Consider the following 19,381-nt stretch of genomic DNA (forward strand, 5'->3'; position numbering starts at 1 on the left):
ACTCTGGCCTGCATTGATCGCTGTTGGCGCGTCGACTTTTCAGACAGAGCCTAGAACGCTGTGTCTGTCACTAGGTTCACGGCAACGCTTCCAACCTGACCAGATAGCCCTGTTCTCCCTGGTAGCGCCCTGGGTTACCGCGTTGGTCCGTCAGCGCATGAACCACGAGCCGGAGCCCAGTGAGCCGACGGCCGCCCCGCCTTGGCAGGAGCGCCTTGAGCGGATGGCACGCCAAGTGGAAACGGCGCTGACCGGTCGTGAGCTGGAAGTGGCGCGCCTGGTCCTTAGCGGGTACTCCAGCAAAGAGGTGGCGCGCAAATTAGCCATTTCGGCTGAGACCGTGAAGGTGCACCGCACGCACGTCTACAGCAAGCTGGGCATCAAGTCGCAATCGGAGCTGTTCGCGGTGTTCCTGCAGGCTCAGCGCGGATGACGCCACAGATTTCCACCGCACAGTGCGATGAAGAAGGCAACCTGGGTCAGCATGACCATGGGGGGTCTCCTGTATGCGTGATGGGTTGATCAGCCGGCGGTGATAGTCATGCCGCCATCGGCCATGACCACCGAGCCGACCATGAAGCTTGCGCGGTCCGAGGTGAGAATGGCGACAATCTCGGCAATTTCCTCTGGCTGCCCAGCACGGCCAATGGGCGCGGTTTCGCCGTGCCGGGCAAGAAAACCCGGGCCGTCGCCGACCACGCCATTAAGGATGTTGGTGACGACGTCGCCAACGACGAACGCGTTGACGCGGATGCCGTGCGCGATGGCTCCGAGCACGAGCGTGCCGGTCAGTTGGGCCAGTGCGCCCCTTAGGCGCCGAGGGCGGGAAACGCACAGCCGGACGCGTATGAGGCCATGGTGACGATAGCTCCGGATTCGTTGGGCATCATTGTCTTGACGGCCTCACGGCACCAAAAGCGATCGTAGCGAGGAAAGCCAGTAAAACGTTTAGGTTTGCGCAGGTTGACACCGACCCGGAGTCGTTCGGCCGGGACCTAAATCAGCCACAGCCGCCAGGAGCTGCGTTCTTTGACCGACAACCGTGTCTGAGAGCCGGCCTATGTGGAAACGCGGCGCGACTAGGTGGCGCGCCGCGCATGCTCACCGTGGGCCGGGCGCTGCCGGCCATCGTAAGAGGGGGCATAGCCCCACGTATTTTTTCCACCAATCAAAGATGGGTACTGTATGTCCAATAGACAGGAGCCGCCATTAGGGCTATCTGCGGGCGATTTCGATGAAGACCCTAGAGATCCACGGCTCGAGCTGTCGCCTGCTGATATCGCGGCCGAAGTGGAACAAATTGCTCGGTACCAGGCTGAGCTGACGCTGGAGAAGACCCTGCTGGAGATCGACAAGCTCAACATCGAACTCACAGATCTGCGCGTCGACTCATTTCGAAAATGGGCCACGCTTGCAGCAGTAATCACCGGTATTATGATCACGCTTATATCGGCCTTGAATAAGGCCCCGGAGGCGCCGCCCTCCAAAGGAGTAGCGCATGAACGCACAAGCCATAAATGAGTCGAGACGCCGTAGGGTCGAAGCCACACGCGCTGAGGTTGACGCGGTCCTTGAGAAGTCTGCCAGGTACCGTAAGCGTCAGGCCAATCCTCTGTGGATCGCGGTGCCCGTACTCACCGGCGCGGCCTTTACTGCTGGCGTAGCCTATCTCGCCCACCTGCTCGTGTAACTCTGTCTCCGGTGAAGGAGCCCTCTCGCGAGGGCTTTTTTGTGCCTGCTATTCCTTCAAGCGCACAGACGCCAGGTCGCGTCGAGGAGCCGGCACTGCTCCTTCCCAGGCATCTGCCTGAGAGCCTAAAGGTGCGGGAATCAAGCACCCTAGTCGCTCGCTCAACCGCGTCCCAGTCGCTGAATCAGACTTTCAAGCAACTCCATGACCAGTTGGCGATCCTCGGCGCTGAGGGTAGCCAGGCGCGTTTCGAGATGTCGGGCCTGATCCTGAGGCCGGACACTTGCCTCGGTCAGCAAATCCGCTGCTTCACAGCCGAATACCTCCGCCAGAGACAATAAGCGCTCGATGTTAGGCATGACCAGACCGCGCTCAATGCGCGATACCGCCTCGTTGCCTATCCCCAATCGTTCGGCGATCTGCTCCTGGGTGAACCCGCAGCGAATGCGCTGCCGAGCAATGGCTCGCCCCACCAGACCTGCCAATGCCGCCGTATCGTACTCAGCCATGACGCCCTCCCTTCAACCTCAATGGTCGAGCGACACCCTGTTGACATGAAGGACATTAAAGGTTGAATATCAACTCTATAGGTTGTCTTGCTAAAGCTCGCCTAGCTGCTCATGGGCAGCTAGTGAGAGGGCAGGAATCCTCTTGGTCAACAGAGATATGGCTGGCCCGGCACCTTGGGCAATAGCACTTTTAAGGCTGCTGCGAAGGCTGGAATACCTTCAAGCCATCGAGTGAAGGCTGAAGTGCTGAGCGACCTGCCCGGACAGGATCGATTGATCGACCCCTAGACGGACGTTAGGAAAATCGAGGTATACGCATCATGACGCACACCAAGAACACGCGGATTTATCCGCTCCCGCAGAAAGGTATCAACGCCAGCCACTTCGCAAGCGACTTGTCGGACCTTTCAGATGACATCGAGCTGCGCTTTTCCGTATTGAAGGACCTACTCGATCAGCTTGACGCCAGCACCCTGGAAACAGATTCGCTTCGCGCCACGATTATCAAGATGACTGCGCAAGATCTGTTGGATGAGATGGTCATCATCCATCGCCGCAGCAAAAGCATTACGAACGCCTCCGCACTGGGCCTATGAGCAGTCCAAGCCCGCAGCGTGGCTCGATAAATCTTGATTAACCGCCACTGGCTTCTTCGCCGCGCTGCTCGGACCGAGCTTTGTTGTCGTCTAGCACACGCGACACCCTGACAGGCATGTTGAGCATCTTGCGAAGCGTCGCAATGTGGTTTTCAGCGACTTCGGGCGTTGAGCGCTTTGCGGGGGCTACTCGATGTGCCGGGCGTGGACGATGGCCCATGCCGAGGTCCCTGTTCGCCACGATCTGCACTGCCGGCCTGTCCCGCAATGCATAAGGCCGGAAACCTCCCGACTGCGCTCGTCTGATCAAGCCAAAAGCATAGGCCACTACGTTGCGTACCCCGCCGCTACGGTGTCTGGCGTCGAGCTCTGCCAACACCTGCTGACGCTGCTCCAAGGACAATTCATCAAGTGCCGTCAGCAGCTCCTGCAACTGCTCCTCATCAATTCCCGCGAGACAGGATGGAAGCGGAGCATTGCCCTTCGTGTTTTCCAGCTCTGAAGGATACGTACGTACTTTATACGTCTTACTACTGTACGTACTGTATTGGCCAATTGGTTCGTCGTGGACTTTGTTGGTCTGTGGCAGACCGGTTTGGCCTAAGCCGGACTCCACAGGTACCGCCCCGGAGATAGAGCTCCCAAACTCGCTTGGGATAGAAGCTCCATTAGGCACTGCCTCTTCACTGCGCTCACCCTGCGTGAACGCCTGACTTAGATGCTGCGCGATCCGCTGAATCGGATGCCCAGTCTCGTGCAGGCACGCTTGTAATAGACGGGCAAGCGTCTGGTCGGCAGTGCATGCCTGATCAAACGCTAAGGCACGCTCATGCACCCTGTAGCGCTCGCTCATCACCTTGCCCGTCATGGGGTCACGCTGCACACCGATCAGCGTGATCCAACCCGTCAGGCGCAGCACTTTCAGAACACGTCGCGCCGTCTCATAGCCCGCCCGCTGCCCTAACGGCGTGGTGGTGAGATAGCGTCGTAGCTGGCTCAGGCTCGTAAGCGAACTGACACCATCCGGGCCGCTCAGCACGCGCAAGACTTGCCAGCCGTTGCGCTCCAAGGGCGTCAGGCGCGGATCCACCAGCAGTGCGGTTGGCGTCGTGACCCAGTCAGTCGATGCGTAGCGCTCGTGTGCGGAATAGCTTGCCATTTCCTCTCCCCTACCAAGGCCTTTCGGCTGCCAGGCGAGTCTCTTTGGCACCAAGTGGTCTGTCCCGGATAAATCCGATTTGGCCCGTTACCGTATTTCTGTTGCATACCGAATGGTCTGCTGCAGACCAGAAGCCGATGAATCATAGGTGGGGAGAGCCCCCTAGCTTCACGTCTGAAATGATCATGGGCTATCTTCCGGGGCCGGAAGCGGGATAACTGTTTGGAGGGCGTGGCCAACGAGTGGTCGCGCCCCATGGGCACGTCGCTTAGGGATACCGATTCGCGATCATTGCTGGTAGAACCACAGACCTTGTAACCGGTTGCGGTTAGCATTTGAGAACGGCAGATTTGCCTGTTCATGGTCAATCCCATGGCCGGGCGTGACAACTCGATGAACAAGGTCAAGGTAGACTAATCGCCCACAGCCAATACTAAGCGTTCGGCTGCGTGCATTTATGGCAGGCCGTGCCGGGCAGGTTTCGGCCTGGCCGCTTCTCTTGGTTCTCGGTTGTCACCCCGTACGGTCCCTCTCCATACCGCGTGACAACGGTAGTTCCGGCTCCTTAACCGAACAAAGGAGCAGCATGAATGCACCATTTTTTCTTTTAAGCCCGAGCTCCGCCTCGGCTGTATTGACTCGCCGGAGTAATTTGAACTTAGGCGGTATCGATCTGTTTTGGCTGGTAAATAATTTCGGTCAACTTTTTTGGAATACCAGCTGGAACGCTGCGTGGCCTAGATCCCGATGGGCGGTGCTTTTTCAGAACCGTCCCCGAAACGAATCGGGGCTGAATCTATCAAGCAAATGGTTGCATTGTTGATCGTTGCCCCTGTGCTCTCCGGTACAGGAGCTCCTAGCAAACAATACCGTCAATGATTGCTGTGTTGGCTAAGCCGACTCTCGAAGTATTGCGCCGTCTCTTTGTCGGTGCAGTACAGATAGCAACCCTTCATCCCGCGTGTCATCAGTGTTCGGTACGTATTTTTGATGATCAGGTCTGTTTCACTTTTCGCGAGGGTGGGTTGCTCTTTCATCATTTTTTTCCAACCGCGAATCGATTTATCGTGCTTGTCGCGCTTATCCGGGGATGTCACTACCTGACCGTCACGTACGACCAGATCTGGCCCGATAATCACCCCGATGTAGTCGACTTCCAACCCTTGGCAGGTATGAATGCAGCCAACCTGCTCGATGGAGTTCTCAGCGATGATCCATAGGCTGCCATCCTGATCCAAGTTCCATTGGCGTTTGTAGTCACCAATGACGATATCAGCAGCAGCAGCGTCTTTTTTGCTCAACCAAGGCCAGCAATAGCCGGCGACCACACGAGCTTTGTTTCCTTGGTTTTTTTCATTGATCGCTTCATGCATCGCCTGAGGTGAGTCGAACACCTTAAATTCGTACTCCTGAGTCTCAAGCGTCGGATTTGCCGTCGAGCGAATGTCCAGCGTGTCATCCAGCCATGCTAGGTAACCGTTAGAACCACTGCAGCGAAACTGCGAAGACAACTCATACTCTTCCACCACAGCACCCTTGGCTTTTGCAAAGGCGCGTATCGCCTGCTTACTGCCGATATCGCTAAAGGTTACACGCTGGTCTTCATCAATGAAGAAAATTGAGCATTTCGCTGACTCAATCAGCTCCTTGATCTGGTTCTCCCCAAGGTTTCCGTAAAGCCCGCTTTTCTCATTCAGCCGATGAGCTTCGTCCACGATAAGCGCATCGAATGTGTTGGGCTCAGTGTCAATGAATGCCCCAGAGCCTGAAAAGAAATTCGAGAAATGGCTGCGCTTAATGGTGCCAACCAGTTTGCTTTCGTAGACCTTACGTGGGGCTGCATTCTTGGAGACGTATTTGCTCATCAGCTTCAATTCGGTGAGCTTCACCAGCAGATTGATAGCAAGAACAGTTTTCCCGGTGCCAGGTCCACCTTCGATGATCATCACCTTGGGTGCTTGGTCCGAGGCCTCACTTGCCGCCGCCAGCGCCGATTCAAAGATTGCTTTCTGATCGTCAATCAGTACGAACTCGGGTTTGCCTTTCATCAACCCGTCCAAGGCTTCAGCTAGCGCCTTGGACGGGCGAATTTTCCCTTCGGACAGCTCGTAAAGAACCTCTTTGTTGTCGCCATGAGTTATATGCTTTTTCAGAAAGCCTCGAAGTTTACTGAGCTCTTCCGGACCTTTCAGGAACAACGGAGCCTTGCTGATATGGGGCTCGTAGTGAGCTGAATCTATGATGCCGTCGCTGACATAATTATGGAGATAGGCGCAAGGATGGATTTCGATGCTTTTGTCATACACCGCCTCGTTAAAACCTTCCAACAGCGCCGCATATGACCACACCTGATAGGACGGGTGAATGGTCTCAACGAGGCCGCCACCCAATGCCGTTTTGACGATAGCGTCCTTAGCAGTGGCGTTGGCCTTGCTCCATTGCTTCAGCTCGATCAGCACGGCTTTTTTTGCTTGGTTCTCGTCGCGACCGGTGAGTAGAAAGTCGATTCGCTTCGATGACTGTGGAATGTGCAATTCAATGGCCAGCCCTACATCGCTTGGCAGATCCTCATCTCTCAGGACCTTGGCCATGTACGTTAGGGACCCTTGCCATGACCTGATTTCCGAGGTGCCAACGTTCTTACCGGTAGCATCCTTGTAATGTCTGAGGATCACCTCCTCAATGTCATCGTTATCGTTGTCTTTAAGAAATTGCTGTTTGGTCGCAGCGTATACGATCACAGGTTGTCCTTAGGTGCGTGTTGGTCAAAGTCGGTCGTACTTTTTGCTGTTGCTTCTAGCTTTATCCACAGGGTACTTCTGGCCATTCGAGGCGAGTTTCTGCGTTACGGCGTCGTTGAGGTCAATGCCGAGTACAGTGCTCAGGCGAACCAGGTACATCAATACGTCCGCCAGTTCGTCCTTCACGGCTTGGCCTATTTCGGGATCTGTTGCGGCGGAGATCGAGTCGGCATCGCTCATCCATTGGAAAATCTCGCATAGCTCGCCTACCTCGCCAGTGAGAGCTAGGATGAGATTTTTGGGAGAGTGGAATTGCTGCCAGTCGCGATCATCTGCGAAGCGCTTGAGGGATGCGGCAAGATTCACGACCTCAACGAGTGGTGCGAATGAGCTATCTGAGTCAGTCACAGGCCTATCCCTTGGTGGGCTAACGTCTATAGGAGGTCCAGAGCTAGATTGTAAGATCTTTCGCTGTTAGCGCAGCCTTTATGTGAATTTTTTTAGCAAGCTACTGGTCAGCCGATTGACTCATCGATCAGGACAACCGCCATGGTAGCCGAATAGGGTGAGATCTGATTTCGCTATGAATCTAAGCGTTTGAGACGATGCGGAAGCTATGCCTTGATATCGATTGAGACCGTGTAATCAGGAGACCGAGGAGGCTTATAAAGTCAAAAGGCTTAAGATTAATTTTTAGGATATTGCATCTGGAAGTATTAGCTAGCATGTAAAAACCTACGAGCTAAAAATATGAATTCGGTCGAAATTTTTGCATTATATAAGTATTAAACATTATATGACACCTGCCCCGATCGCTATTTTAAAACTCGGCCTCTCAAGATCACTATCTTTGAGCTAGACACGCTCACCAGACACAACTGACACTTTAGTGAGGCTTGACACCGAGCACCGGATAACTTAACCGATAGCGCTAACGAAACGAACGATGTCCTGCTTTAAACCGCTAATGCCGCCTAAATTTCGGACAAAAAATTCCAGTAGCCAAGCAGATCCACATGGTTGAGCAGACAGAAGAGGAACATCTGGAGCTGCTTGCGCGAGGACCTTGAGGCACTAAGTCGAGTTGGCTCTGCTTGGCGTCGAGCGGGTGACCTTTATGCATCCGTTTGGTAATAAGCAGGACAGATTCGAGCAGCAGTCCCTGTTTCGACCAACGATACTGATGTACTGCCGCAATATCGTTGATCTGCTGGCAAGAAACTTGATCAGGTTCGCCGGTGCCTAGGCCAAGCGCAACGCGCCAACCACGTCTTGGTGACGCTGCGTCACCCTAGGTTGCTAGGACGCGCTCCGAAGCGGTAAATTTGTATTGTCATGGTCAATCCCATGGCCGGGCGTGACAACCCGATGATCAAGGGCGCGGTAGCCTAATCGCCCACAGCCAATGCTAAGCATTCGGCTGCGTGCATTTTATGGCGGGCCGTGCGGGGCAGGCTTCGGCCTGGCCGGTTCCCTTGGTTCCCGGTTGTCACCCCCGTACGGTCCGCCTCCATACCGCGTGACAACGGTGGCGGCGGCTCCTCAACCGAACCAAGGAGCAGCATGAATGCACCGTCTTTCTTTTAAGCCCGAGCTCCGCCTCGGCGCTATCAGGTCGCCATATACCTCTACAACGGAGGTGTGCCATGGCTGAGAAGAAGCCCTCTGTGGTCCCCTTCCCCAGCAAGCCAATCGCGCTTAACCAAATGGATCTCTCCACTCGGTCTATCGAAGCCGATGCAGATCTTCGTGCCTCGATGCTAGGTGACCTGCTAGTTCAGCTGGCAGAGTGCGACTCCGGTCATTCTGACGAGCTGCGGCTAAAGGTTGCCTGCAACATCGCTCAGGAACTGCTAGACGAGATGGTCACGCTATATCGCCGGGCGATCTCTAGTTCTCGTTGCGCCAACGCTCAATCGACCATCGTCGATTAGAAGCGGTGGCTGGGATGGTCTATAGCAACCATCCCAGCCTTCTAAAGCGTCACACTTCCCGCTAAATACGCCTTACATCGAGCACCTGTCGTAACAGTCTCCATGGGTCTGTAGCCAAATCGGCTCTACCTGAAAGGCAGTGCTCTACCGGCTTTTTTGATATAGGCGCAGCGTCTCGGCTACAGGGCGCTGATGCGGCCACCTTTACTCCGCCGCTGCGACGATAGCGATCTCGACCAGCAATTCCGGCGCGGCAAGCTTGGACTCAACTGTAGCCCGTGCAGGTGCCTCCCCTTCCGGTGCCCAGGCGTCCCACACCTCGTTCATACCGGCGAAGTTGGCCTGGATGTCCGACAGCCACACCTGGGCGCTGAGAATGCGCGTCTTGTCCAGGCCGACCTTGGCCAGGTAGTCGTCGATCTTCTGCAGCACCTGTGCGGTCTGCCCCTTGATGTCCTGGGTGCGATCGTTGGCCGTCTGGCCGCCGACGAAGGTGATACCGCCCTTGTACTGGACGACCCGGCTCATACGCTGGTTGGTTTCGATACGGGTAATGGGTTGCATATAGGCTCCTAGAGTGGCCTGAGGGTTGAGGAATCTCTGTGGAAGCGATCGATGACGAAGGCCGTAAGATCGATGGGTGAAGACTCGCCCAGCACCAGCTGCGCGACGCGCTGGCCGGTGCCGAGGCTCATCTGGAAACCGCTGCCGCAGTAACCGAACGAGTAGGTCAGGCCACTCGCGCGACTGCTGCTTGAGATGACGGGCAGATCGTCCTCGGTGAAGGCTTCGATACCGGACCAGGCACGGTTGATGCCCAGATGCCTGAGGTGCGGAAAGAGATCCGTCACGGTCTGGGCGCTGGTCACGAGACGGGCGATATCGACCTCGCCGTGGCGGGCATCGTAGTCCAGGACACCGATCAGCTTGCCGCCAATGACCACCGTGCCGTTGTCGAATTGCTTGAAGGACAGGGCGCGACCGGTGGCGCCGAGCACCTGCTTGCAGAAGGGCGCCACTCGATGGGTCACCATCAGCATCAGGCCTTGCGGATGGGTGGGTACCGGCTCGCCCACCTCGGCAGCCAGGCGCCCCGCCCAGGCACCGGCCGTCACGACCAGCTGGTCCGCCTCGAACTTTCCCTTGCGCGTTTCGACCTGCCAGCGCGGGCCGCGCTGGGTGATGGATAGCGCAGGCGTCTGCTCGTGCAGCACCATACCCAGGCGCTCCGCCGCCTGCCGAACCGCCGTCACCACACGGTAAGGCGTCGCGTAGCCATCGTCTGCCACCCAGATGCCCCCCACCACATGGGGCGCCACCGTCGGTAGGAGTTCGAAGACCTCCTCCCGATTGATGAGCACCTCATGGGTGAAACCGTGCGCCTGGAGGTGGGCGACTCGGTCCCGGCATTCCTGCAGTTCTGCGTCGGTTTCGGCCAGTTTGAGCTGGCCGCTGGCGACGAAACTCGCGTCCGTCCCCAGCAGCGCCGGCAGGTTGTGCCAGAGCGCGCGGGACGCCAGCGCCAGGGGGATTTCCGCGAGATGCCGGCCGAGCGTCCGCACCCCGCCGGCGTTTACCCCAGAGGCATGCCGTCCGGCGTAATCGGCTTCGAGCACGATTACCCGCACGCCGCGCTGCGCGAGATGCCAGGCCGTGCTCAAGCCATGCAGGCCGGCGCCTATGACGATCACGTCCGCCGTCCTGTCAGCCACTGGCGAGCTCTCCCAAGGTAATGGGCTTGATCGGTGGCCGAATGCGGTAGTAGCCCACCTCGTCGGGCGTGAGTCCGCGGGACTTGGCGATGATCTCGGTGACGGTCAGTCCGCACATGCGCCCCTGACAGGGCCCCATGCCGCAGCGACCGAAGGATTTCGCCTGATTGGGCCCGCTGCAGCCCAGCTCGACGAAGCGCCGGATGTCTCCTGCCGTTACCTCTTCGCAACGGCAGACCATGACGTCATCGCGGGTGGGAATCCGGTTCTCCTCGCGCGGGCGATACAGGGCATCGAGGAAGGGACGAATGCGCAGGTTGCGCTCCAGCTCGGCGTGCAAGGGCGCAGCCTGGGCATCGCGCTGGGCCGGGGTGAGCTGGCCGAGGCTACGCGCCAGCCCGAGCGCCGCGAGTTGCCCCTGCAAGGCCGCGGCCTGGGCTCCACCGATGCCCGCGCCATCGCCGGCCACCGAGATGAAGGGCACATCGAGCGCACCCCACTGATCGGTTTCCGGCACGAAGCACAGCTGCGCATCATCCCAGCGATGCTGGGCCCTGAGCGCCTGGGTGAACTGGATGTTCGGCACCACGCCCTGGTGCAACAACACGGTGCTGGCCGACACCCGTTGTGCCTGCCCGTCGACGACGAAGCTGAGCGCCTGGGCCTGCCCTTCCCCCTCGACCTGTAGCTGCTCGGCACCGGTGTAGTGCGGGACCTCGCCTTTGCGCAGAGCGCGCAATAGCGAGACACCCTTGCGCAGGTAGGGCCAGGCCCTCAGCGCCGCCAGCAGGTGTCCACGGGCGCGCCAGTAGTCCTCACGGCGGCTGGTGTCCACCAGGGCAGCGATGGGTATGCCCGCCCGCAGGTATTGCCAGCCGAGCAGATAGAGCAGCGGTCCGCACCCGGCCAGCACCACCGGTCCCTGCGGACCGATGCCAGCGGTCTTGAGCAGAATCTGCGCGGCCCCAGCGGTCATCACACCGGGCAGGGTCCAACCGGGAATCGGAAAGGGCCGCTCCATCGCGCCGGTCGCCAGCAGCACGGCCCTGGCGGCGAAGGAACGTACCCGTCCGTCCTTGAGATAATGCACCTGACGCTCGCGGGTGATCTGCCAGACGGACGCACCCGTCTCGTGGCGCACGGTCGTGCTCTTCAATGCATCCGCCAAGTGGGCGCCGGCCACATAATCCGGCCCGAGCAGCGTACGCCGGGCCGCTGAGGCGCTGGCGATACCGCGATAGATCTGTCCGCCGACCGCGGCCTGCTCGTCGAGCAGCACGACGGAAAGGCCCAGGTCCGCCAGGGTTCGCGCCCCGGCCATGCCGGCAGGACCCGCGCCGATGACGACGACGTCTATAGGTTCGAGATTCATGGCTGTACCTCCATCACCACGGGTTCGGCGGCGGTGAAGGGCAGCTCGCGGGCACCCTGCTGCGAACGGATACGCATGCCGTCGGCCGCCTCAATCAGGCAACTCTGGCGACTCGGCACCCCGTCGATCTCGACCAGGCATTCGAAGCACACGCCCATCATGCAATAGGGTGCACGAGCTTCACCGCCTACCGGCGAGGTGCGGAACTGCCGTACGCCGGCCAGCAGCAAGGCGGCCGCGACCGTGAGACCGCTCGGCACCTGGAAGGCCTGGTCGTCGAAGGTCAGGGTGATGAGACGGCCGCCTTCGGCGTCCACGCGGCGAAACAAGGAATCAGTGGGCATGGGAAAACACCTCCCCGGTGAGAAAACGTTCGCCAGCGAGCACCGCCAGCTCTTCCGGCTGTTCACCGCCCCGCACCCAGGGCGCGATCCGGGTCGCGTGCGCCGCGGCCAGGGTCACGCCGCTGTGGCAGGTGACGACGAAGGCCCCGGGATGCGACGCGGACTCTTGATAGATCGGATAACCATCCGGGCTCATGACGCGCAGGGCGCCCCAGGCGCGCACCAGGCGCACGTCAGCCAGTAGCGGGAAGGTGTTGACGCCACGCTGGGCGATCCTGGCGAGCACGTCGGTGGTGGTGAGATCGTTGAAGCCGACCTCCTCCATGGAATCGCCGAGCTGCACGCTGCCCTCGTCGGTCTGGCGCACATTGATCGTCGGGTAGTCCAGGAAAGGGCGAACCCGCTCGCTGACCAATACCTGCCCACGATTCGGCGCGACCGGGGCATGCAGTCCGACCTGCTCCCCCAGCGGGCGATTGCCCAGGCCCGCCGCCAGCACCAGGCGCGGCGCGGTGAAGCGCTGACCGGGGGTGACCACGGTGAATTCGCCAGGCGCGGAATCGATCCGCTCGACCGGCATCCGCCCCAGTATCGTCGCCCCGTGGTGCTGCGCTCCCGCATGCAAGGCCCGCAGGAGCTTGAGCGGATTCACGTGGCCATCCATGGGTGTGTAGCTCGCCCCGACGACCTTGGGACCGATACCGGGCAAGCGTGCCCGCAGATCCGCCTGATCCAGCATTTCGAAGGGGTAATCGCCCAGGCCCGCCTGCATACCTGCCAGCCGCGCCTGGCGCTCCGCCAGCTCCTGATCGGAAAAACACATGTGAAAGCCGCCGGGCTGCTTCAGGCGGACATCGACGTCCGTCTCCTTCAGCAGGTCCTCGGCCAGCCCGGCCCAGGCCAGCGCCGAGGAACGCGTCCAGCGGGAATATTCGAGGCGGTCGAAGCCCTTGCCCTGCACCCAGACCAGACCGAAGTTGCCCCGGGAGGCGCGGAAGGCGTCATCGCCCTGGTCGAGCACCAGCGTCCTGGTACCGGCCTTCGCCAGGCCATAGGCGACCGCCATGCCGACCAGTCCACCGCCAACCACGATGACCTCCGCCGGGGTGGACACGCTGCTGTCATTCATTGCTTCTCTCCGATCAGCACCCGATCCAGGCCGACGAGCCGATCCAGCAGCAGCATCACCGCCAGGGTCCCCAGGATCAGCACCGTGGAGGCCGCCGTGATCAGGGGATCGATGGTCTGGGAGATCTGGTTGTACATGGCGACCGGCAAGGTCGTGGTGCCGGGTGTGGCGACGAAGACCGTCATGGTCAGCTCGTCGAAACTCTGGATGAAGGCGAGCAGCCAGCCCCCCACCACGCCGGTGCGGATCCGCGGCAGGATCACCCGCCAGAAGGTCTGCAGCCGGTTGGCGCCCAGGGATAGCGCCGCGTGCTCCGCATCGCGCTCCAGGCCGATGGTGGATGCCAGGGTCAGGCGCAAGGCATAGGGCAGCACGACGATGACGTGGGTGATGCTCAGCGCCCACAGCGAACCGCCCACCTGGGCAAGGGAAAAGAAGCGCAGGAAGGCGATCCCCAGCACTACCGAGGGAATCATCAGCGGCGACATCAGAAAGCCGGTGATCGCCCCGCGTCCGGGAAAGTCGTAGCGACTGATCGCCAGCGCCGCGGGGACCGCGAGCAAGGTCGCGACCGTCGCCGACACCAGGCCCAGCTTGAGCGACAGCCAGAAGGCATCGACCATTTCCTGGTTGGCCCACAGCGCCTCGAACCAGCGCAGCGACAGGCCACCGGAAGGCAATGAAATGAAGCCTTCGCCGGTGAAGGACACCGCCATCACCACCACCAGCGGCGCGACGATGAAGGCGATGAACAGCGTATGAAAGGCAAGGGAGAAGAAACCGTTCCGGTACATGGCGATTACTCGAAGACGTGTTTGAAACGGCGCTCGGCCAACCGGCTGCAGCCCACCACGATCACTAGGTTGGCGATCAGCAACAGCACCACGATGGCGGCGCCCAGCGGCCAGTTCAGCGAACCGAGGAATTCGTCATAGGCGGCCGTCGCCACCACCTTGAGGCGACGGCCGCCGATGATCGCGGGGGTGGCGAAGGCCGAGGCCGCCAGGGCGAAGACGATGATCGAGCCCGAGAGGATTCCCGGCACGATCTGCGGCAGCACCACCCGCCTGAAGGTCGTCATCCGCGAAGCGCCGAGCGACAAGCCGGCCTGCTCCACCTGCAGATCGAGCTTTTGCAGGCTGGCCCAGACGGCGATCACCATGAAGGGCACCAGCACATGGGTCAGTGCCAGCACGACCCCGAACTGGGTGAACATCATGCGGATCGGAAAATCGATGATGCCCAGCGCCTGCAACGCCTGGTTGATCAGGCCGTTGTTGCCCAGCAGGATGGCCCACCCCAGGGTGCGCACCACCACCGAGATAAGCAGCGGACCGAGTACCACGAGCAGGAACAGCGACCGCCAGGGTGCCCGCATGCGGGCAATGATGAGCGTCTCCGGCACGCCGATCAGGACCGAACAGACGGTCACCGCGAGCGCCATGCCGCCGGTTCGCAGGAAGATCTCGTGGAAATAGTCGTCGCCGAACACCTCCAGGTAGTTGGCGAGCGAATACACGGGAATGACGCCCTTGGTGTCACTGAACAGGTTCAACGACAGCATGGCCGTGAGCACCAGCGGCGCCGCCAGCAAGGTCAGGAACACGAGGAGCGCAGGACCGGTCAGCAGCCAGGGGGCGCTGCCGACCCGCTCGGCATCATAGGTGGCCATGGGACACCTCCCGGCCGAGCAGGCGCAGGTCATCATCCAGCCAGGTCAGGCCCACCTCCTCCCCTTCCAGCGGCGGCGGCGCGCCGAGGTTCGGCTGCGTCAGATTCACCGGCCCCAGGGGGCTCTCGACACCGATCAGCCAGAGGTTGCCGAGGAACACCCGCATGCGCACCGTGCCGCGCAACCGGGCTTCGGCAGGATCGGCCAGGCGGATCTTTTCCGGCCGCAGGTAGACGTTGACGTCGCCGTCGAACTGATGTCCCTCATGAGGGACGTGCAGCATCAGGCCATCGACCTTGACCTCGTAGCAGCGTGGCTTGCGGTTGTGGACGGCACCAGGGAAGGCATTGGTCTTGCCCAGGAAGCTCGAGGCGAAGGGCGACTGGGGCCGCTCGTAGGTCTCGAACGGTGAACCGATCTGCACGATGCGCCCGCCGTGCATCACCGCAATGCGATCGCTCATGGTCATCGCCTCCACCTGGTCGTGGGTGACCAGGATGGTGGTGATACCGAGGTCGCGCTGGATGGCGCGCAACTCGATGTGCATGTCTTCGCGCAGCTTGGCGTCGAGGTTCGACATCGGCTCGTCCAGCAGCAACAGGTCCGGGCGGATCGCCAACGCCCTGGCGATGGCCACCCGCTGGCGCTGCCCGCCGGACAGGGCCTTGGGATAGCGTTCGCCCAGGCCCTGCAGCCGAACCATGTCGAGCGCCGACTTCACCCGCTCTGCCCTTTCGCTACGCGGCACGCCGCGCATCTCCAGGCCGAAGCTGACGTTCTCGGCCACGGTCATGTGGGGAAACAGGGCATAGCTCTGGAACACCATCCCCAGTCCGCGCTTTTCCGGGCGGACATGGGTGATGTCACGACCGTCCAGCACAATGCGCCCGGCGCTGGGCTGTACGAAACCCGCAACATTTTGCAGCGTCGTGGTCTTGCCGCAACCCGAAGGGCCGAGCAAGGAAAGAAATTCGCCTTTCTCCACGGCCAGATCGAGTCCGGCAATGGCGGTGAAGTCACCATAGGTTTTGACGAGTCCGTCGAGGATCAGGAAAGCCATGGGCATGCCTCCGGCGATCACGAAGGCGTGATCGCTGTTCGTCCAAGGGAGGTGGGAGCGACCGATTGCTAGGGAAAAACCAGCCACTCGATCATTGAGCGAGGTGGAACCGGACGATGGTGAAATGGACGTGAGGGCTTGGCGCTACAACTAGCGGATGGGCAGTCCGGCGGGACCATCCTCTCCACTCGCAATCCCCAGTGTCATTTCATCGCCGCCTGGTCGGTACGCCCTCTACCGCTCGATGGTCCTGTTCCAGCGCGTCGTCCACTCGGAACGCTTCTGGTTGATGGTGTCCCAATCGACCTTAAGCAGGCTGTCGACCTTTTCCTGTCCGTAAGGCATACGGGAAGCCAGTTCTGGTGGCAGCTTCACGGTGCGATTGACCGGCGCGAAGCCGTTGCTTTCGGACTGGATCTTCTGGATTTCCGGCGACAGCACGTACTGAATGAATTGCTGGGAAAGTTCGGACTGCGCATTGGGCGTGACGGAGCAGGCGGCGACCTGGAGGGCTACCGCGCCCTCCTTCGGATAGATGAACTTGAGCGGAAAGCCGGTGTTCTGCAGCGCCACCGCCCGGCCACTGCCGTACACCGCCATGACCACATCACCGTTCTGTATCATCCCGTCCATCTCGCCCGGGGCGCTGACCCAGGCCAGCACGTTGGGCGCGATCTTCTTCTCGAACACCGCGAAGCCCGGATCGATGTCTTTCTCGCCGCCGCCATTGAGCCGCGCCATCTCGATCAACGAATGCAGGCCATAGGTGTTGGTGATCGGCGGCATGCCCAGCAGCTGCCGGTACTTCGGATCTTCCAGATCGGTCCAGGACGTCGGCGCCGCCCAGCCGCGCTTCTTGAAGGCTTCTTCGTTGTAGCCGATCCCCGTGGCCACCATACCCACTGCCGTGGCCTCGGGACTCAGCCGCGCCAAGGGATACAGGTCCTGGTAGACCGGCGCATCCGTGAGTTTTTCACAGAACCCCAACTGCAGTGCCTGGTACATGGGACCATCGTCCATCATGGCGACGTTGATCTGCTGCCGCCCTTTCTGGGCCTGCAGTTTGGCCAGGGTTTCCGTCGAGTTGCCCGACACATACACGACCTTGACCCCATGCGCCTTTTCGAATGCGGGAATGACGCGGGTCTTGTACATCTGCTCAGTTGAACCGCCGACGCCGGCGACATACAGCGTGGTTTCGGCGTATGCAGGCAGCGTCATGCCAGCAGTCGCTGCGGCCAACAGCAGCGCGGACAGACCCTGACGCCAGGAGATGGATGAGGTACGGACGAGATACGGACTGGTCACGGGCAATGCTCCCTTTTTTGCGTTGCGGCAGATCGAGAACGTCGTGAGGACACGACCGGAAGATCCAGGCATCCGCCTCCGAGGACATCGCGATAACCGCCATTCGGAAACGCTTTCTTTTTATGGGGCCATTTGGCTTGTGACCGAGTATTGTCAGGCTGAACCCATAGGGTCAAATACGAAGGTACGGGTTAAGTATTCATATTTGATATGGAGAGCCCTGTTGAATCTCAGACAGATCGAAGCCTTCCGCAGCGTGATGCGTCTAGGCTCCATGACCGCGGCCGCCGAAGCCCTGCACACCTCGCAGCCCAACGTCAGCCGATTGATCGCACAGCTGGAATTGAGTACCGGACTCAAACTGTTCGAGCGCGCGGGGGTACGGCTGATACCCACGAAGGAAGGCAGCGCCTTCTTCCAGGAGGTGGAGCGGGCCTATGTGGGGCTGGACAGCCTGCGTCAGTCAGCCAAGAACATCCGTAACCTGGGAACCGGTCGCCTACGGATCGCCGCTGTGCCGTCCACCGGACTCACGCTCATTCCTCACGTCATCAAGGACTTCGTCGCGACCCGCCCTGAGCTGACCGTCTCCCTGCACATGAACGCCTCGCCCACTGTGGTGCAGTGGGTGCAGTCCCAATTCTGCGATCTTGGCGTAGTGGTCCAGCCCAGCGACGCCGGCCCTCTGGAAACGCTGCTGATCACCCGGCTCCGCGCCGTCTGCGTCTTGCCGCCAGGCCATCGACTGGCTTCAAAGAAAGTCATCAAGGCGCAAGATCTCCATGGCGAGAACTTCGTTTCCCTCTGCCATGGCGACGGCACCCGCGAGCAGATGGACAGAGTCTTCGAGCAGGCCGGCGTCGAACGCAAGCTCGCCGTGGAAGGCCAATACAGCTCGATCACCTGCGAGATGGTCGCCTCCGGCATGGGCGCCGCCCTCATGAGCCCGAACGTTGCCCAGGATTTTCTGCACAAGGGCATCACTATCCACCGTTTCGAGCCCGAGCTGTTGTTTCCGGTTTACGTCGTTGCCCCTGTAGGATCGGGACAGACGCCGTTGGCAACAGACTTTATCCTGGCGCTACGGAAGCATTATGCACGGCACTTTCCGCAGTGAGAGCTGATTGCCATGGCCCTCTTTCCGCTTGAGGGTTGCTGTAACGAAATTTATATCGGTTTTCCGAAAAGACGTAGGATGCGACAGGCCACGCATTCGACTAACTCTCTACGAAGGACCTGTTGCCCCCTCGGACGCCAGGTTCAGACCAAGGGAATCAAAGGCTCTATTACCCTAGCGCCGAGTCCAGATAGCGGGGTTCTCAACAGCCAACTGCAACGGTCTAACTTGCGTGGCAAAGACGCTCCGAACGATGTCCGGCGTTCTGAGCAGGCACTGGTCATCGGAACGATTTTCATAACCTCTGCACACACAAGAGGAGAACTCATGGCTATCAATGCGGAACTCAAAGCTGAAATCTTGCGCCGCCTGTATCACTCGCATCCGGCAGGCCTGGGTAATGAAATTCTCGATAATCATCACGGGGAAAATGCCGTTATGGAGGTTCTCCACGACCTGCAAGAGCATGGACTGATTCATAAGGGCAATATCCACGTTGGCGCTCAAGGCGAGCGCTCCCTGGTACTGCCCATCAAGCTAACTTCTGCTGGCGCAGATGCTGCTAAAGACGCTGAATAACATCAGAGGCCCAGTGCTAACGCCGGGCCTCTCTTGCTTTTATTGGCTAGTCCAAAGCAGCGGCTGACTCACAAGCAGCCTAGCTGCACGCGCTACAGGCAGTGGTCGACGAGCGCCCTCGGACCAGGGCCTTCATACGCTGCTATGAGCAATAACAGGACCCGCGGCCTAAGGTAATGTCAGGTTCTATTAAGCGTGGACATTTCTCTATGGCTGCGCAAGCAAGGGGCGAGACTCCAGCCAGATACGCATGACCCTAACCAGCAAGGCTCTTGCAGCAACCTGGTTAAACGCCATCGGAGTTTTGCACCAATGGAATCGCTAGCGTGTCTGCCTGGATTTTGATTCTGTTTTGATTAGCGCCCACAAACGAAAAAGGCCCAAGCCACTAAGAGCTTGAGCCTTCTCGTTAATTTGGTCGGGACGGAGTGATTCGAACACTCGACCCCTTGCACCCCA

General features: G+C 59.8%; 19 protein-coding genes and 1 pseudogene. 6 read left to right on the top strand and 14 right to left on the bottom strand.

Features of this window, described 5'->3' with window-relative positions; translation table 11 throughout:
- A partial coding sequence (locus GSQ95_RS19845) for a response regulator transcription factor (RefSeq protein ID WP_178123842.1) occupies positions 1-433 on the top strand: 433 nt, incomplete at its 5' end.
- Between the two features lie 89 nt (positions 434-522).
- On the opposite strand, the pseudogene GSQ95_RS19850 reads toward GSQ95_RS19845, so the two are convergent.
- Positions 523-911: pseudogene (locus tag GSQ95_RS19850) on the bottom strand (SDR family oxidoreductase); the annotation flags it as partial.
- 274 nt (positions 912-1,185) lie between these two features.
- Here GSQ95_RS19850 and GSQ95_RS19855 point away from each other — a divergent pair.
- Positions 1,186-1,521, top strand: coding sequence for a hypothetical protein (locus GSQ95_RS19855; RefSeq protein ID WP_158891820.1), 336 nt, complete (start codon positions 1,186-1,188; stop codon positions 1,519-1,521).
- 330 nt (positions 1,522-1,851) lie between these two features.
- Here GSQ95_RS19855 and GSQ95_RS19860 read toward each other — a convergent pair whose 3' ends face one another.
- Positions 1,852-2,199 carry a helix-turn-helix domain-containing protein gene (locus GSQ95_RS19860; protein ID WP_158891822.1) on the bottom strand — a complete coding sequence of 116 codons (348 nt, stop codon included), beginning with the start codon at positions 2,197-2,199 and terminating at the stop codon, positions 1,852-1,854.
- Between the two features lie 320 nt (positions 2,200-2,519).
- Here GSQ95_RS19860 and GSQ95_RS19865 point away from each other — a divergent pair, with 320 nt between their 5' ends.
- Positions 2,520-2,795 (top strand): hypothetical protein, encoded by a 276-nt coding sequence (locus GSQ95_RS19865; protein WP_158891824.1) that lies wholly within the window; start codon positions 2,520-2,522, stop codon positions 2,793-2,795.
- Positions 2,796-2,832: 37 nt separating this feature from the next.
- Here the strand turns inward: GSQ95_RS19865 and GSQ95_RS19870 are convergent, their stop codons facing one another.
- The 3 genes from GSQ95_RS19870 to GSQ95_RS19880 form a co-directional block, all read right to left on the bottom strand.
- On the bottom strand, positions 2,833-3,954 hold the full coding sequence (locus tag GSQ95_RS19870; RefSeq protein ID WP_158891826.1) for an STY4528 family pathogenicity island replication protein: 1,122 nt from the start codon (positions 3,952-3,954) through the stop codon (positions 2,833-2,835).
- Between the two features lie 872 nt (positions 3,955-4,826).
- Positions 4,827-6,695: a DUF2075 domain-containing protein gene (locus tag GSQ95_RS19875; protein ID WP_158891828.1), complete on the bottom strand. Its 1,869-nt coding sequence runs from the start codon at positions 6,693-6,695 to the stop codon at positions 4,827-4,829.
- A 24-nt stretch (positions 6,696-6,719) separates the two neighbouring features.
- On the bottom strand, positions 6,720-7,103 hold the full coding sequence (locus GSQ95_RS19880) for a nucleotide pyrophosphohydrolase (RefSeq protein ID WP_158891830.1): 384 nt from the start codon (positions 7,101-7,103) through the stop codon (positions 6,720-6,722).
- A gap of 1,238 nt (positions 7,104-8,341) precedes the next feature.
- On the opposite strand from GSQ95_RS19880, the gene GSQ95_RS19885 reads away from it, so the two are divergent.
- Positions 8,342-8,629: a hypothetical protein gene (locus GSQ95_RS19885; RefSeq protein ID WP_158891832.1), complete on the top strand. Its 288-nt coding sequence runs from the start codon at positions 8,342-8,344 to the stop codon at positions 8,627-8,629.
- 204 nt (positions 8,630-8,833) lie between these two features.
- Here the strand turns inward: GSQ95_RS19885 and GSQ95_RS19890 are convergent, their stop codons facing one another.
- From GSQ95_RS19890 to GSQ95_RS19930, 9 genes are all read right to left on the bottom strand, one after another.
- Complete coding sequence (locus tag GSQ95_RS19890; protein WP_133859603.1) at positions 8,834-9,193, bottom strand: RidA family protein; 360 nt, start codon at positions 9,191-9,193, stop codon at positions 8,834-8,836.
- A gap of 8 nt (positions 9,194-9,201) precedes the next feature.
- Positions 9,202-10,320, bottom strand: a complete 1,119-nt coding sequence (locus tag GSQ95_RS19895; RefSeq protein ID WP_256664658.1) for an FAD-binding oxidoreductase — start codon at positions 10,318-10,320, stop codon at positions 9,202-9,204.
- 13 nt (positions 10,321-10,333) lie between these two features.
- Positions 10,334-11,713 (bottom strand): NAD(P)/FAD-dependent oxidoreductase, encoded by a 1,380-nt coding sequence (locus GSQ95_RS19900; RefSeq protein ID WP_158891836.1) that lies wholly within the window; start codon positions 11,711-11,713, stop codon positions 10,334-10,336.
- The gene (locus GSQ95_RS19905; RefSeq protein ID WP_074584385.1) at positions 11,710-12,057 is read right to left on the bottom strand and encodes a (2Fe-2S)-binding protein; all 348 of its coding nucleotides are present in this window, start codon (positions 12,055-12,057) and stop codon (positions 11,710-11,712) included. Before GSQ95_RS19905 ends, GSQ95_RS19900 begins: the two co-directional genes overlap by 4 nt.
- Positions 12,047-13,186, bottom strand: a complete 1,140-nt coding sequence (locus tag GSQ95_RS19910; protein ID WP_158891838.1) for an FAD-binding oxidoreductase — start codon at positions 13,184-13,186, stop codon at positions 12,047-12,049. The genes GSQ95_RS19905 and GSQ95_RS19910 overlap by 11 nt, the downstream gene beginning before the upstream one ends.
- Positions 13,183-13,980, bottom strand: coding sequence for an ABC transporter permease (locus tag GSQ95_RS19915; RefSeq protein ID WP_158891840.1), 798 nt, complete (start codon positions 13,978-13,980; stop codon positions 13,183-13,185). Before GSQ95_RS19915 ends, GSQ95_RS19910 begins: the two co-directional genes overlap by 4 nt.
- A 5-nt stretch (positions 13,981-13,985) precedes the next feature.
- Positions 13,986-14,858 carry an ABC transporter permease gene (locus GSQ95_RS19920; RefSeq protein ID WP_158891842.1) on the bottom strand — a complete coding sequence of 291 codons (873 nt, stop codon included), beginning with the start codon at positions 14,856-14,858 and terminating at the stop codon, positions 13,986-13,988.
- Entirely contained in the window at positions 14,845-15,918 is a 1,074-nt protein-coding gene (locus GSQ95_RS19925) for an ABC transporter ATP-binding protein (RefSeq protein WP_158891844.1), read from the bottom strand. Before GSQ95_RS19925 ends, GSQ95_RS19920 begins: the two co-directional genes overlap by 14 nt.
- 234 nt (positions 15,919-16,152) lie before the next feature.
- Complete coding sequence (locus GSQ95_RS19930) at positions 16,153-17,226, bottom strand: ABC transporter substrate-binding protein (RefSeq protein WP_256664659.1); 1,074 nt, start codon at positions 17,224-17,226, stop codon at positions 16,153-16,155.
- Between the two features lie 223 nt (positions 17,227-17,449).
- On the opposite strand from GSQ95_RS19930, the gene GSQ95_RS19935 reads away from it, so the two are divergent.
- Both GSQ95_RS19935 and GSQ95_RS19940 read left to right on the top strand, forming a co-directional pair.
- Complete coding sequence (locus tag GSQ95_RS19935; RefSeq protein WP_158891846.1) at positions 17,450-18,343, top strand: LysR substrate-binding domain-containing protein; 894 nt, start codon at positions 17,450-17,452, stop codon at positions 18,341-18,343.
- A gap of 327 nt (positions 18,344-18,670) precedes the next feature.
- A complete protein-coding gene (locus tag GSQ95_RS19940; RefSeq protein ID WP_158891848.1) occupies positions 18,671-18,922 on the top strand; it encodes a hypothetical protein in 252 nt (83 codons plus the stop codon).
- Positions 18,923-19,381 lie beyond the last annotated feature (459 nt).

It is taken from the genome of Pseudomonas sp. BAV 4579 (genome assembly GCF_009765395.1).
GTDB lineage: Bacteria > Pseudomonadota > Gammaproteobacteria > Pseudomonadales > Pseudomonadaceae > Chryseomonas > Chryseomonas aestiva.